Raw genomic sequence first — 13,640 nt, forward strand, 5'->3', positions numbered from 1 at the left:
GATAAATTTTAATAGCGAAATTTTAAAAATCCGCAAAAATGCTTACATATTTATATACAAAATAGGGCAAATTTAAAATCGACTATCAAAATAGCTAAAATTTTAAAAATTTTTATAGTAAAAAGCATATTTAAGCATTGTTTAATATTTATGTGATTTTTATAAGATTAACCTGTTTTATAATTACACTCGAAGTAAATACAAAAACACATTTTACAAAGGAGAAAATTTATGAAAACAACACTTTCTTCAGTTGCGTTAGCTGCTATTTTAGTTGGTGGCTTTGCTACAAATGCGCTTGCTATCGGTGAACCAAGCGGTTCGCATATTGACTATGCTATACCTGGAAAACTTGGCGAAGTAGTCGTAAATCCTTATGATATCGCTCCACTTACAGCGGTTATTAAAAGCGGTGGCTTTACGATAAAAAATGTCAAAGTTACTATCGTTCCTAAAAAAGATGGACAGACTATCAGCTATGCAGTTGCAGATAAGCATATCAGAACTCACGGCGGTATCCCAGTTTTTGGTATGTATCCAGACTATCAAAATACAGTAGAAGTTGAATACACTAAAATTTATAAGGGTCAAGAAGAAAAAATAAAAGAAACTTATAAAATTTATGCTCCAGCTATTTACCTTGAAAGCACAGGCATGCCAAATCAAAAAGGACCGCTTTTTGATAAGATAGAAGTCGTAAAAGCTGCAAGCGGTAAATTTGCAAACAGACTTTATTATGTAAATAACTTCGTAAATAAAACCGGCAAAGGCACAAAGGTCGTGTGGAACAACCCAGCTGGTGGCGCTATAGAGTGGAACTACACTCCAAACAACTTCGTGCTTGACACTAAGGGTGAAGTCAGATGGTATCTTGAGCCAAGCAAAATTTATGACCTAAAAACTCCGATGAATGCTGGCGTTATGATGGGCTTTAAGCAAAATCCAGATGGTGCGATGACTTGGGGTTACGGACAGCACTATGTAAAATAAGACATCATGGGTAGAGAAATTTTTAACCGCGAGTTACCAGCTCAGTATAACGACTTCTCACACTCTATGGATGTGATGGATAATGGACACTACCTACTTCGCGTGGCAAATGCTAACCTAAAACGCGCTGATGGCAGAAATGTCCGCACAGTGCGCGATGTGATAGTTGAAGTGGATCGTGATGGCAATGTTGTTGATGACTGGAGATTATATGAAATCCTTGATCCATACAGAGATACAGTTATAAAAGTGCTTGATCAAGGTGCAGTGTGCCTAAATATCGATGCTAGCAAAGCAGGACATACAGCAAGCGCTGATGAACTAGCAATGATGGATACACAGGAAAAATGGGGCGATATCGTTGGTGTTGGACCTGGTAGAAACTGGGCTCACGTAAATAGCGTAGATCACGATCCAACAGATGATAGTATCATCATCTCAAGCCGCCACCAAAACGCGGTTATCAAAATCGGACGCGATAAAAAAGTAAAATGGATCATCGGCGGACACAAAGGCTGGAAAGATCAGTTTAAAGATAAACTTCTTCAGCCAGTTGATAGCAAGGGCAACAAAATCGTTTGTGAAGATGAATATACAAAATGCCCAGGATATGAGAGTGAAAAGGGTGGCTTTGACTGGCAATACACTCAGCATACAGCATTTAGAATCGACAGCAAGTCAAAACCAGGCGTTGTATATCTAACGATATTTGACAATGGCGACAGCCGTGGCTTTGAACAGCCTGCGATAGCTGGACAAAAATACAGCCGTGCGCTTGTGTTTAAAGTAGATGAGAAGGCAAAAACAGTTGAGCAAGTTTGGGAATACGGCAAAGAGCGTGGTGCAGAATGGTATAGCTCTGTAACTAGCTTAACTCAGTATCAAGATGACCTTGATAGCGTATTTGCTTACTCAGCGGTTGCTGGTATGCAGTTTGATATAGCAACAGGTAAGCCAGTAGGTCTTCCAAGCCCACATATCAATGAGTTTGAGTGGGGGTGCAAAAGAGCCATCGGTTGAGATCAAAATGACAAACGCTATGGGTTATCAAGCATTTCCATTTAGTGTAGAGAAAGCTTTTACTAAGTAAGCTTGTAAGATTCCAAGGTGCTAAGAGACTAGCACCTCTTCATATAAAAATCATACTTTTATCCATTTTTGTGTAAAAATATGTTAAGTATCTTACATGGGGTATATAGTAAATTTTATATACCATTAATTGATTTAGTTTTTATAAATTTATGTAACACCACTTCTGTTTTAAATGCGCAATTTTACATATTTTTAATGAAAATTAAAATATAATATCTAGTAACTAAATTTTAGGAAGCTAGAATGGAAAATATTTTTTTAGAAAGTTACGATATTTTTAAGCTTTACCCAAACAATAGTGGCAAGCTGTACTCAAATTTTATCTCAAATAACAAGCGTTCGTCTATAACTCGTTGCTACTACATTATATCGGTTGAAAATATATTTCTTACATATTCTCACTTGCTAATTTATGAACAGTGTCTTTACATGCTTTATACGCAAAATAAGCTCAAAAATGGGGATTTTACGCTTAATATTAAAAAATCCGATCTAGCTAAAAAATTTAAAACCGACATTACAAAAAGTGCTACCGATACGATAAAGCGGCTTTGCGAAATGCAAGAGGTAACAATAAGCATCATAGTAAAGGATAAGGTAGACAAACAGATGAATATAGTTGAGTTTATCGATACTGGCGTGAGTGAGAAATACGCAGATTTGCCAGAAGAGATAAATATCCGCCTAAATGCTGAGTTTGTAAAACTTTATCGCTGTGCATACTTGGATAAGATAGAGTATTTAAGCGATTTTTCAGCCGAGCAAGGCAGTTTTGTACGCTACTTTATGCAGCACGATCTTGATGGTGGCATAAAAGCGTCCGCAATACTTGATAAAATGGGCGTTTTTGAGTATATCCCATTTAGTCGCAAAAAACGCTTTGAACAAGAAATTTCAAATTTAAATTTTTACTATAAAAATGAAAAATTTCAGGTAAAAGATGGCTTTGTAGTCCAAGAAAGTGGAGCAAAAAGAGTAAGTGAAAATCAAAATGCACAAGTCATGCTTTTTGGCATTATCTATGAGCAAATTTTAAAAAACTACACCAAAAATATCGTGCTAAACGATGAAAATTTGGCAAGGTATTACGAGCGTTTTGATAGATTTGACAAGCCACAAAGCTTTTTTAAAATTTTATCAAACTTAGAACTTATGCTAAACCAGTCGCTACATCAAGAAAATGCGACTATCACATATTTTTCTCACTTTTTTGATAGCGTTGTTTGTAAAAATGACAATGGCTTTGTTGTCTTTTTAGAGCTTAATCAAAAAGGCTTTGAGTATATCATCTCTCGCCGTGCAAATCTTGATCTTTGGGATATTGGCTCGGCTGATTATGGTCTTACTCCATATAACAGCGAACCAGCCCGTTTGATAAATTAGACCTTAAAATACATAAAAATTTCTTTTAAAAATACATTTTTTAAATTTTATCACGATAAATTTTAGTTTTTTGAAAAAAATATTTAAAAATTTATTAAATTTTAATAATCATAAGAGTATATTTATCTTAAATATTTTCTTAATAGGAGGCTAAAATGGAATTTATCATGGTTTTGATGTTTCTCATCGCTGGGCTATTTTTATGGCTAAAACCTGAGAAAAAGTCCGCAGTTGTAAATTTTGGTATCGCGGGTATTGTAATACTCGTGTTTATGATGGCTTGGGTAAATAAATTTACCGTCTTGCCAATGGGAAATTTTTAGGAGGAAGCTATGCAAAATGAGTTAAAAACTTGGGGCGATGATGAAAGGTGGTTTTTTAACCTTTTCGCACTTGCAGCACTAGCACTAGTCGCACTTCCTGTTGGTATTGCGTGCATTATACTTGGCTTTGGTATGGGAGATAGCCCTTGCATAATGTGCTGGCATGAGAGATTTTGTATGGTTGCGATCTCATTTGTAGCACTTCTTATCGTGCGATATGGCTTTAAGGTCAAGTACTTAGCAGCTATACTATTTTTAACTTGCCTTGGGCTTTATGATGGATTTACGCATTATAGTCTTGATGGGCTTTACGGCGGATATTTAGATATCAAACAGGGCTTTGGACTTGAAATTTTAGGTGCTCATACGCAGTTTTGGGTCGTAGTGGTGCATTTTTGTGTATTTTTATTTTTAGGTGTGATACTGCTTCTTGGCAAAAATGTGGGCTCTATCATGGCAAAAAGCGAAAGCGGTGCGTACGGCGAAGTTTTGCCTAGTTTTATGCTTGGTAAAGTTGCGGTTGTGGCTTTTGTTGTGATTATGGCTTTTAACTTAGTTCAAGCCTTTATCACCGCAGGTCCGCCACCATATAACGCCTCTGCTACGCCATCAAGAATGAGCCTAGATCCTAGCAAGTGGTTTTGGGAGCTAGATCACTGGTATGAAACAGAGATAGATTTTCGTGAGAGCTGGAATCCAAAACTTCCAAATTTACCAAAATAGGGGAGCGTGATGAGAAAGTTTATATTATTTTTTGCACTTTTTGCATTTGTTTTTGCAGATGAGTTCGAGCTTGACTTTAAAAAAGGTGCGGTTGAAAATGTAAAAGAGCTAAAACAAACGGGTATGGTTGAGCTAAAACTAAACGATGATACGCCTGTTTCTGGGCTTGATTATGATGAAGAGAGTAAGACATTTTTAGTCGGTACGCTAAATTTAGGACTTTACACGCTTGATGATAGCTTGCAAAGCGTAAAAACCTACCTACGAAGCACAAAAGACTGGATCATACAGATGGAGGACGGCGTATCGGTGGCGTTTTTTAACGGCTCGATCGGTATCATGAGCTATAACAAAACCTATGAGTTTTTTAAACACGCTCCTAATCAAAGCAAAGATGAAGCCAATAAAGCATGGCGATATCTGCTTGAAGGGTATGAAAATTTCACGCTTGATTTTAAGGATCGCTACTACACCGTGCGGGCTAAACAGCAGTTTATCTTATCGTGGGATCACTCGAAATTTTATGGCGAGTTTTTTGTAGCAAGCGTGCCTGATGATATAAAAACAAATTGGAGTATCGCAAGTTTTAGCGATAGCGATAACATGCTCTCAACGGAGTTTGTACCAAGCTTTGATGAGGCTTTGGGCGTGAAACAAGATCGCACGATAGATGATTATTATATAACTGGCATGGACGCAAATGGTGAGTTTATATACCTACTTTCAAAGCAGTATTCAAGTATCTTAAAACTTGATCCGAGCGTTAGAAAAGTGGTAGAAGTATTTGGATTTAGCGGGGCTAGTGATGCCCACGGACTAGCCATAAAAGATGGTAAATTTTACATAGCCACAAGAGAAAATGGCAAAAATGTCGTGGCTGTATTTGAATAAATTTGCTATTTAAAATTAAAGGGCGTTAGCTTTCTATCGCCCTTTTCTCATTATCTCTAAGCTCTAAAAAGCTGCATAGTTTTACGCCGTAAAGATAGATTATCCACGATACATAAATCCATAAAAAGAAAAGCAAAACCACCGAAAATGAGCCATAAACGCTAAGATAGGTCTTGTTATTTACTGCGTAAAACACAAAGACATTTTTGCCAAGATACCATATAAGCGATGAGACAAATGAGCTAAATAGCGCATTTTTAAGTGCTATCTGGCAGCTAACCGAGATAAGATATGTGATACAAAATATCGCCCAGATGATAAGATATGGAAAAATGCTTAAAAAATTTATCCAGCTTGTGTATTGGGTCGAGTTTAGAAGCTCTTGAAGTAAATTTGATAGATAAAAGCTAAGTCCAAGCCCGATGGGAGCTAGCGTTATCATCGTCCAATACACACTAAGCGAGTGAAAAAATCCTCTCTCCTCGCACCGCATGATTTTATTGATAATATACTCATAATCCATAAAAAACATAAGCGAAGTAAAGATGATGGCGCCAAGTCCTAGCATGCCAAGAGTGGAGCTATTTTGCAAAAAAGTCTCGATGTATTGCGTGATCGCGTCTTGATTACTAGGTAAAAGCGATGAAAATATAAACTCTTTTATCTTATCGTAATACACTCCAAAACTAGGCATCTGTGTAAATATAGAAAACGAGACCAAAAGCACAGGGATGATGGAAAGCATAGTGTGAAAGCTAAGGCTTGATGCGTAGTGCAGTAGCTCTTTGTCTTTGATCTTTAAAAGTAGTGATAGGCAAAATTTTAGCTTTTGTGAAATTTGGCTAAGGTTAAAATTTCTCATTTTTCTCCTTTAAAGCCAGCTATTTTACTATTTTTTGTTTAAATTTCTACCCAAAGGCTTTGCACTTTGCCATTATCTCATCTAGCTCACCACTCTTTTGCGCGCTAAACAAAAGCTCATTTACCTCAAGCATAGAAGCTGTAAAATCAGCATTTATAATCTCTTTTATAAAGCTCTCGCTCTCGCTTTGCTCATTTATCATATAAAGATCGCGCCAAATATCAGTGATCCACCAGCCACACTTTGAGATAAAGCTAAATTTAGCCAAAAGCCCATCTTTTAGCACCATGGCTATCTCATCGCTTTTTGCGATATTTTCACTCACAAGGTCTAAAACATCAGGACTAAGTGCTGTAAAAAGGCGGTATCCAAGCGAGCTTGTGGTATTTTCACAGCAAATTCTAAACTGAAAAAACGCCTTTTCAAACCTCGCATGCGATATGCAAATTTGGTGTTTTTGAGTAAAATTTGGATATGAGTTTAACCGTTTTTCATCTATACTAAGTCGCCACTGCGTATCACTACCGCTAGCTAAAAACTCGTTAAATGAAAGGCGGATAAACTCCTTATGGCTTCGCTCTTCGGCTTCAAAAAAGCCGTAGTTTGTGATATTTTGTCTTTATAAATTCACTGAAATTCAAAAATTGCTCCAAATAACAAGGTAAGGAGTTATTATAACCTTACCTTGCATAAATTAAACTAAAGGAGGGGGCAAAAACTAAAAGATGTAAAAGGCTCCAAAAATTATAATCGCTCTTAGGCAAAATCCACCGATAAGAACGCCTATTTCGCTTAAAATACTGCCTTTTGCATCTGTTGCTTGGCATGATGTGCCATTTGCTGTGGCTACACATTTTGAGCCAAAGAACACATCAGCACCACCGATGAGCGGAAGCACTAATCCAAGCATGACAAATCCTATCCAAAACACGGGCGCCAACGCTCCTGATGTGATAGCCTTTACACTAGCATATCCAGCTGCTTCGTTACTAACTACTGCAAATAGCATAATCACAGCCACTATCTCAAGCGCCACTAAATATGTGTGAAATTTATGCACACCGTGAGTTAGACCGTGACCTGCGTTTAGCGTTACTATCGCGTTTGCACTAAGTCCTGTTGAGATAGCTGATATGCTAAATAGTATCGGTAGCCACACACTCGCCCATAGAGGTATAGCCTTAACTACATATAAAAGTAGTCCCGTATAGCCCATCACGCCGATGGCTAAAAGTGAACCAAGCGCTAGCATGTGATCGCAAATTTTTCCGCTTTTCATTTTTAGTAAAACAAACAAGCTTACTATGATAAAAAATGTAAGTAGGTAAGTTCCGATACTCATCATTGATGTAGGTGCAGTGTAAAGCTGCATGATCTTAAATGGATTTATCGCAGCGCTTGGTGCTAGGTCAAATACAAGTAAAACCGTGCCTACTATCACCGCAATCGGTGCAAATAAAAATCCAAACTTATAAAATCTCTCATTTAAATTCCCAAAGACGCCTTTGTAAGCTAGAGCCGAACACAAAAACGCCCCAGCACCAAGACCACCCAAAAATAGATAGACGACGATGAGCCATCCCCAAATTTCTTGTTGCATTTTATATCCTTTTTGATTTAATTAGCTTTTGCTAAAATTTTAACCAAACTAAGCTCTTCATCTTTTAGATAAAGAGTTAGAAATTCCGCAAAAGCTCTCCAAACATCAAGCCTAGCCTCACCCGCACACCTACTAGCAAACTCGCTAAACCACTTACTAGGATGCATACTGATAAACTCTGCTTTTTGTTTTAAACTCTCATAAAACTGCCCTTCTTGCTCGTTTTGCAAAAAGCCAAGTGCGTTGTAAGTGAGAAAATACAAAAACTGCAATTCATAGCCGATAAAATCATCAGGAAATTTATCAAACTTATCAGCCTCTACCATCAGCCCAGCCTGCTTATATATCTCTCTAACCTCAAGAGTATGGGCTCCAAAAAGCGTTTTGTAGTCAAAATACGCCGACTCATAAGGGATAGCCCTTGGGCGGCGAGGACCTACAAAAAGCCTGTTGTATTCGTATCTTGCTTCATCTGTAAGCTCTTTATCTGCACTGCATTTTTTTAGCTCAGCTATAAAGCTGTGAGCCTTAAATTTCTCATCAAGCTCATCTGCTAGCTTGCAAATTTCAGCTACATTTTCTAACTCAAATGGCACCAAAAACACCCTTCTTAGGATATCTTCGCACACAAGGCTATTTTGTAAAACTTGCATTTTTTATCCTTTAATGTATAAACTCGTTGCGTTTCATTCTCGGATAAAAACGAACATTTGGCTTCGTAAAGAAGTGCTTAAAGCCAGGCATCTCTTTACTCATGCCAGCGCTATCGCTCACATCTGTATCCTCTAGCTTTAACACACCGCACGGACAGCCCGCCACACACGCTGGCTCTTCGCCTCGCTCGATCTTTTCGGCACAAAGGTTGCACTTTTGAGCTTTACCATCAAAGCCTTTTGTGATAGAGCCATAAGGACATCCAAGCAAGCAGTATCCACATCCTATACACTTATCATGTATCGGCTGAACTATGCCATTTTCTAGCTTTTCATAAGCACCAACAGGACAGACATCCATACAAGCTGGGTTGTCGCAGTGATGGCATGAGTGAGTTATAAAAAGCTCTTTTTCTATACCATCCTCATGGATAAGCATCATATCGACATGTCGCCAGTTTATATCTGGATGCTGGTTGTGATAGACTTGGCATGAAATTTCACACGCCTTGCAGCCTATACAGAAATTGTAATCAAATAAAAATCCAAGTTTTCTTTTAGTTTTCATCTTTTTTCCTTTGCTATTTTATAAACAAGTTGTTCTTGTGCTTGTATTGCAAGCTAGACAAGGCGGACGCAAAAATTAAGCGTAGCCTAGACACTTTAGTCTGGCAAGCGAAAATTTTTAAGTCCAACGCTGTATAGCGAAGCAAGACGAGCGCGACTACATTTCTTGTTTAGCAGCCTTTCTTACTTCCACAAAACTCGCCGTATAAGTCGAGCCATTACCAAGATCGCTCACTCCATCAGAGCAAAGGAAATTCGCTCCGGTACGTGATTTTGTGACTTTTAGCCATATGTTGTTCCACGCATAGCAAATTCCTGGCTTCATCTGAGATGTCTCAACAGCCGTAAATATCGCTGTGCCCTTTTCATTTGTGGCTTCAACCGTATCGCCATCTTCTATACCGCGTGCCTGCATATCTTCTTTTGTCATAAATAATTCAGCATTGCCTTTTACGATGACGCGTTTTACGATGTATGGCATATTGCCCCAGTTTGAGTTATCTTGTAGTTGCGTACCCGGAGTCATAAAATAAAGCGGATACTTTTTAAGATAGCTTTCACCAAAGTCCTTATGCTCTTTATAATAATCCCAATCATCTTTTAGATCGATCACTGGATGATAGCCAGCATCTTTAAAGGTCTTAGAGTATAGCTCTGCCTTGCCACTCTCAGTGCCAAATACTAGCTTATCTTTTGGTGCATAAGGGTAGTATGGAAACTGATCTTTCATAGTTTCTGGCGTTCTAAATGGTTTTATCCAGCCGACACTTTTTAGCTTTTCATAAGTTATGTTTTGCTTTTTAGCAAACTCAGTGTCTAAAAATTTACGACAAACTGTCTCGCTATCCCAGTCAAAACACTCCTCGGTATAGCCCATAGCCTTTGCTAAAGCATTGAAAAACTCTAAATTTGTCTTTGCTTCGCCAAGTGGCTTGACGCTTTGTGCGTTGTAGCAGACATAGCCTGAAATTTGATCGTTTTGAATGTCCTCACTCTCCATAAATGTAACACCTGGAAGCACATAATCAGCATAATCGCAAGTGTCAATGTCATACGGATCGATAACAACTAAGAAAAAGTCATCATCCATTACGCGCTTTTTGATTAAATTTGTGTTTGGTGCTGTTACCATTAAATTTGAGTTATAGTTTATACACGCTTTTATAGGGACTGGAACTGGCTTATCAAGGTATGTCGCGCCCTCTTTTTGTATGCCTTTACCAAATTCTATGTAGCTTATAACCTGTCTTTCTATTTTATTGCCATTTGCATCTTTTGGAGAAAGGTCTGGCATACAATTTTCAAAGTTAAAACAGCCTTTTACATGCACATAAGCCCAGAAAAGTCCACCACCAAGTTTAGTTAGACAGCCTGTAAGCACTGGTAAAAATGTAACCGCGCGAACAAGTCTTGCGCCGTTAAAGTGGCGTTGTCCGCCATCACCGTGCATGATAGCTGGAGCTTTTGCATTTGCGTATAATCTAGCAAAAACCTTGATCTGATCCACGCTCGCACCACACATCGCAGAAAGCTCGCCGTAGGTATAAAGTGAGCACTCATGCACCAAGTCTTCAAAGCCCATTGTGTATTTTTCAACAAACTCATGATCATATAGATCCTCTTCGATAAGCACCTTACAAACCGCTAGACAAAAAGCTGGATCGCTTGATGGGCGAAGCTGGATAAACATATCGGCTTGATTTGCCAGTGGCACACGAACAGAGTTTATAACTACTATCTTGCCGCCTCTTTTTTTAACGCGGTGTGCAAATCTCACCCAGTGAACTGCCGTGTATGACTCATTTGAGCCCCAGCTTATATACATATCACTCTCATCAACTTCAAGTGCATCTTTTGAAAAATCAGTGCCGATGACGCTTGGCGTTCCAGCGTATCTTGGCCAGTCACATGGGTTTCTAACAAGTCTTGTAGCACCGTATTTTTCAAAGAAATTTCCCGGAGCTATCGTTTTTGAAATATGTCCTTCGTTACCAGAATACACAAACTCAGTCAGCGCCTCACCGCCAAATTTTTCCTTTATCTCTGTTAGCTTTGCAGCTATCTCTTTTAGGGCTTGATCCCAGCTTATGCGCTCCCATTTGCCCTCGGTTTTCTTACCAACTCGCTTCATCGGATACATAATGCGATCAGCGTTATATAGGTGCATAGCGTAAGTATGACCCTTTACGCAAACCGTGCCTTGAGTAAGCGGGTGTTTTGGATCGCCCTTTATACTCACCATCTTACCATCTTTGACTTCTGCTATCATCGAGCAAGCATCTCGGCAGTTTCTAGGACAGGTTAGGTAGTGATACTCAACGCCAGTTTCGTTTTTATAGGATTTTGGGTTAAAATCCACCTGATACTGCTCCATGCCAAACAGGCTAGGAGAGGTGCCAGCTACGATAGCACCCGCTCCGACACCTTTTAAAAATGAGCGTCTTTGCATAAATTCTCCTTTTTTAAGGTTATTTCATATCAAAAATATAGACTTTATTCTCTTGTCCTTCGCGAGCAAAGATATAAAATTTTCCATCTTTTATCGCTAGGGCCCTAGGATTTGCGACATTATCAAATCCGACCACATCTTCAATCTGTCTTGTTTTTAAATTTAGCTTTAAAATGCTTGAGTAGTTTTTGCTAAGCAGATACAAGTCATCTCCTTGCAAATCCATACCAGTTATATAATAGCTTGATATATCCCTATCATCTTTTAACTTTAAGCTCTCGCTAACTCCTGGCACATACTCTTCAAGTATCATCTTGTCATCGCCATCAAACACAGCCATACTCCAGCCTGGGCGAACATCATTTGGCACAGAGGCTGTGACAAATTTATTGCTCTTTTCATCATAATCCCAGCCAAGGATAAACTGCTGTTTTGCACGGAGCGTAGAAAAGCGACCCTTGCCGTCATCTATCATTTTAAATTTATCCCAACCAGCAAGCATATGTCGCCACTGATCGTTTTGCTCCTCTTTGCTCAGCCCATCAACTGGTTCGTAAAAGACAAAGGATTTGTTATAACTTATCATTCCAACAGCGCCTTTATACCAAGTAGCGCCAACTGTCTTTTCAAGCTCAAGCATAAAATGCTTATCGTGTTTTGCGTATCTTAAAGGATTTAGGCTCTCATCAGCTACGTAAAACTCATTTTCAAGCGACACAAGCGCAAACTGCTTTTTACTCTCATCATAATCAGCCCCAGTTATAGGGTTAGAATTTTCTAGTTTTAGCGTTATGTTGCTTGATGGCATTAGCGTTTTTACATTTTCAAACGCACCATTTTTACTATCCATATCAAACTCAAAGCCAAAAGCAAGAGTTGCTATGAGTGTCGTGTATACTAACTTTTTCATGTCTTACTCCTTACTTTGGCAGATCTGGAAGCTCTGGATTCCAGTCAAATCTATAATCAAGCTCGCTTTGCCAATGATCAGTCTCCCAAAACCATTTGCTAGGATCTAAGCTCATTCTTGGCGGAGTTGATGAGCCAAGGTATGGCGGCACGCCAGATGTGATGAAGGCTTGAAGGCAGTTTGCACCGACAATGACCACAAACACAAGTGTCGCTATCTTGCCAATCGGTAAAAATGGTATGAAGCTACCATACTCTCCGCGCTCGCTTTTTGCCATTATCTCGCCTAAATTTTTGCCAAACAAGATGATAAATGCCAAAAAGACAAAGACAAAGAAATTTACGACCATTACCCAAAACTGCGTATGAGCACCTAAAATTTCAAGTCCAAAGCCTTGCTTTATATCAAGATAGCCACCAAATGTGCCGTCTAGACTATAATGCAAAAAGCCGTTATAAAGCCCACGGCACGCCATAAGTATGAGCGCTGCTAGATAGGTGCGCTTTGGGCCGTATCGGACGATAAAAAGCGCGATGAGTGCGATAAATATCATCGTGATACGCTCTGACCAGCACATTATACAAGGGCTATCTCCCATGCCAAATCCAAGCACAATGCACGCTATACCAACTGGTAGTGCGATGAGTGCTAGGGCTGCTAGGGACATCATGTTAAAGAAGTTTGCTTCATCGTGATTGAGCGATAAATTTTGCATTTTCTCCCCCTTGCCTTAGTAGTTGCCTATAGGTACAACGACCCATAAATTTACATAAAACTCCATCAAAATGGAGATGACCGCGCTTGCTATGGCTAGTCCAGTCGCCAACGCACGCTTCTCAGGCTTAAACAGTAGTAAAAACGCTGAGATGAAGATTAAAGACAGAACTAAAAACTCCATAAGAACCTTCCTTTCTTTTAAAATAAAACTAGATGTTTTATTTATGATTGATTTAATGAATAATAATACGATTTTTATTAAATTTTACTGAAAAAATAAAAAATTTATATATTTTTTGTAAAAATTTATTTTATAAAAATCATTTTTTGTAATAAAAAATATATTTTTCAGTTTATATTAATATATTTAGTATTTTATGTTTTTTAATTTTTAGACACTAAAAAATAAAAAATATCTCTTTTTTGGCTAGTAAATCTTAATTTTTATGTATATATTGAAATAGTGCCTTATATTAAAAA

At 38.4% G+C, this 13,640-nt stretch carries 13 protein-coding genes and 1 pseudogene; 5 read left to right on the top strand and 9 right to left on the bottom strand.

Annotation, left to right across the window (positions count from 1 at the left end; all coding sequences use genetic code 11):
* Positions 1–231 precede the first annotated feature (231 nt).
* The 5 genes and pseudogenes from LQV35_RS08950 (at position 232) to LQV35_RS08970 (ending at position 5,402) form a co-directional block, all read left to right on the top strand.
* Positions 232–2,080: pseudogene (locus LQV35_RS08950) on the top strand (aryl-sulfate sulfotransferase).
* 245 nt (positions 2,081–2,325) lie between these two features.
* Positions 2,326–3,465 carry a hypothetical protein gene (locus tag LQV35_RS08955; RefSeq protein ID WP_230057537.1) on the top strand — a complete coding sequence of 380 codons (1,140 nt, stop codon included), beginning with the start codon at positions 2,326–2,328 and terminating at the stop codon, positions 3,463–3,465.
* Between the two features lie 155 nt (positions 3,466–3,620).
* Positions 3,621–3,788, top strand: a complete 168-nt coding sequence (locus LQV35_RS08960; RefSeq protein WP_230057538.1) for a hypothetical protein — start codon at positions 3,621–3,623, stop codon at positions 3,786–3,788.
* 9 nt (positions 3,789–3,797) lie between these two features.
* On the top strand, positions 3,798–4,511 hold the full coding sequence (locus LQV35_RS08965) for a disulfide bond formation protein B (protein ID WP_230057539.1): 714 nt from the start codon (positions 3,798–3,800) through the stop codon (positions 4,509–4,511).
* Between the two features lie 9 nt (positions 4,512–4,520).
* Positions 4,521–5,402, top strand: a complete 882-nt coding sequence (locus tag LQV35_RS08970; protein ID WP_230057540.1) for a hypothetical protein — start codon at positions 4,521–4,523, stop codon at positions 5,400–5,402.
* Between the two features lie 25 nt (positions 5,403–5,427).
* Here LQV35_RS08970 and LQV35_RS08975 read toward each other — a convergent pair whose 3' ends face one another.
* The 9 genes from LQV35_RS08975 to LQV35_RS09015 all read right to left on the bottom strand — a co-directional run bounded on the left by LQV35_RS08975 (position 5,428) and on the right by LQV35_RS09015 (position 13,341).
* On the bottom strand, positions 5,428–6,264 hold the full coding sequence (locus LQV35_RS08975) for a YihY family inner membrane protein (protein WP_230057541.1): 837 nt from the start codon (positions 6,262–6,264) through the stop codon (positions 5,428–5,430).
* A 46-nt stretch (positions 6,265–6,310) separates the two neighbouring features.
* A complete protein-coding gene (locus tag LQV35_RS08980; RefSeq protein WP_230057542.1) occupies positions 6,311–6,589 on the bottom strand; it encodes a hypothetical protein in 279 nt (92 codons plus the stop codon).
* 393 nt (positions 6,590–6,982) lie between these two features.
* A complete protein-coding gene (nrfD, locus tag LQV35_RS08985) occupies positions 6,983–7,864 on the bottom strand; it encodes an NrfD/PsrC family molybdoenzyme membrane anchor subunit (protein WP_230057543.1) in 882 nt (293 codons plus the stop codon).
* Between the two features lie 17 nt (positions 7,865–7,881).
* Positions 7,882–8,517, bottom strand: coding sequence for a TorD/DmsD family molecular chaperone (locus tag LQV35_RS08990; RefSeq protein WP_230057544.1), 636 nt, complete (start codon positions 8,515–8,517; stop codon positions 7,882–7,884).
* Positions 8,518–8,527: 10 nt separating this feature from the next.
* Positions 8,528–9,085, bottom strand: a complete 558-nt coding sequence (locus tag LQV35_RS08995; RefSeq protein ID WP_230057545.1) for a 4Fe-4S dicluster domain-containing protein — start codon at positions 9,083–9,085, stop codon at positions 8,528–8,530.
* A gap of 156 nt (positions 9,086–9,241) precedes the next feature.
* Positions 9,242–11,533 (bottom strand): molybdopterin-containing oxidoreductase family protein, encoded by a 2,292-nt coding sequence (locus tag LQV35_RS09000; protein WP_230057546.1) that lies wholly within the window; start codon positions 11,531–11,533, stop codon positions 9,242–9,244.
* A gap of 19 nt (positions 11,534–11,552) precedes the next feature.
* Complete coding sequence (locus LQV35_RS09005) at positions 11,553–12,443, bottom strand: hypothetical protein (protein ID WP_230057547.1); 891 nt, start codon at positions 12,441–12,443, stop codon at positions 11,553–11,555.
* 10 nt (positions 12,444–12,453) lie between these two features.
* Entirely contained in the window at positions 12,454–13,158 is a 705-nt protein-coding gene (locus LQV35_RS09010) for a disulfide bond formation protein B (protein WP_230057548.1), read from the bottom strand.
* A 15-nt stretch (positions 13,159–13,173) separates the two neighbouring features.
* Positions 13,174–13,341, bottom strand: a complete 168-nt coding sequence (locus tag LQV35_RS09015) for a hypothetical protein (RefSeq protein ID WP_230057549.1) — start codon at positions 13,339–13,341, stop codon at positions 13,174–13,176.
* Positions 13,342–13,640 lie beyond the last annotated feature (299 nt).

This window comes from Campylobacter suis (assembly GCF_905120475.1).
Classification (GTDB): domain Bacteria; phylum Campylobacterota; class Campylobacteria; order Campylobacterales; family Campylobacteraceae; genus Campylobacter_A; species Campylobacter_A suis.

What these genes read in the sequence shown, in the direction of transcription:
- LQV35_RS08960 (WP_230057538.1), top strand. Translation starts at nt 3,621, where the DNA reads ATGGAATTTATCATGGTTTTGATGTTTCTCATCGCTGGGCTATTTTTA.
- nrfD (WP_230057543.1), bottom strand. Translation starts at nt 7,864, where the DNA reads ATGCAACAAGAAATTTGGGGATGGCTCATCGTCGTCTATCTATTTTTG.
- LQV35_RS09005 (WP_230057547.1), bottom strand. Translation starts at nt 12,443, where the DNA reads ATGAAAAAGTTAGTATACACGACACTCATAGCAACTCTTGCTTTTGGC.
- LQV35_RS08965 (WP_230057539.1), top strand. Translation starts at nt 3,798, where the DNA reads ATGCAAAATGAGTTAAAAACTTGGGGCGATGATGAAAGGTGGTTTTTT.
- LQV35_RS08975 (WP_230057541.1), bottom strand. Translation starts at nt 6,264, where the DNA reads ATGAGAAATTTTAACCTTAGCCAAATTTCACAAAAGCTAAAATTTTGC.
- LQV35_RS09000 (WP_230057546.1), bottom strand. Translation starts at nt 11,533, where the DNA reads ATGCAAAGACGCTCATTTTTAAAAGGTGTCGGAGCGGGTGCTATCGTA.
- LQV35_RS08990 (WP_230057544.1), bottom strand. Translation starts at nt 8,517, where the DNA reads ATGCAAGTTTTACAAAATAGCCTTGTGTGCGAAGATATCCTAAGAAGG.
- LQV35_RS09010 (WP_230057548.1), bottom strand. Translation starts at nt 13,158, where the DNA reads ATGCAAAATTTATCGCTCAATCACGATGAAGCAAACTTCTTTAACATG.
- LQV35_RS08970 (WP_230057540.1), top strand. Translation starts at nt 4,521, where the DNA reads ATGAGAAAGTTTATATTATTTTTTGCACTTTTTGCATTTGTTTTTGCA.
- LQV35_RS08955 (WP_230057537.1), top strand. Translation starts at nt 2,326, where the DNA reads ATGGAAAATATTTTTTTAGAAAGTTACGATATTTTTAAGCTTTACCCA.
- LQV35_RS08995 (WP_230057545.1), bottom strand. Translation starts at nt 9,085, where the DNA reads ATGAAAACTAAAAGAAAACTTGGATTTTTATTTGATTACAATTTCTGT.
- LQV35_RS09015 (WP_230057549.1), bottom strand. Translation starts at nt 13,341, where the DNA reads ATGGAGTTTTTAGTTCTGTCTTTAATCTTCATCTCAGCGTTTTTACTA.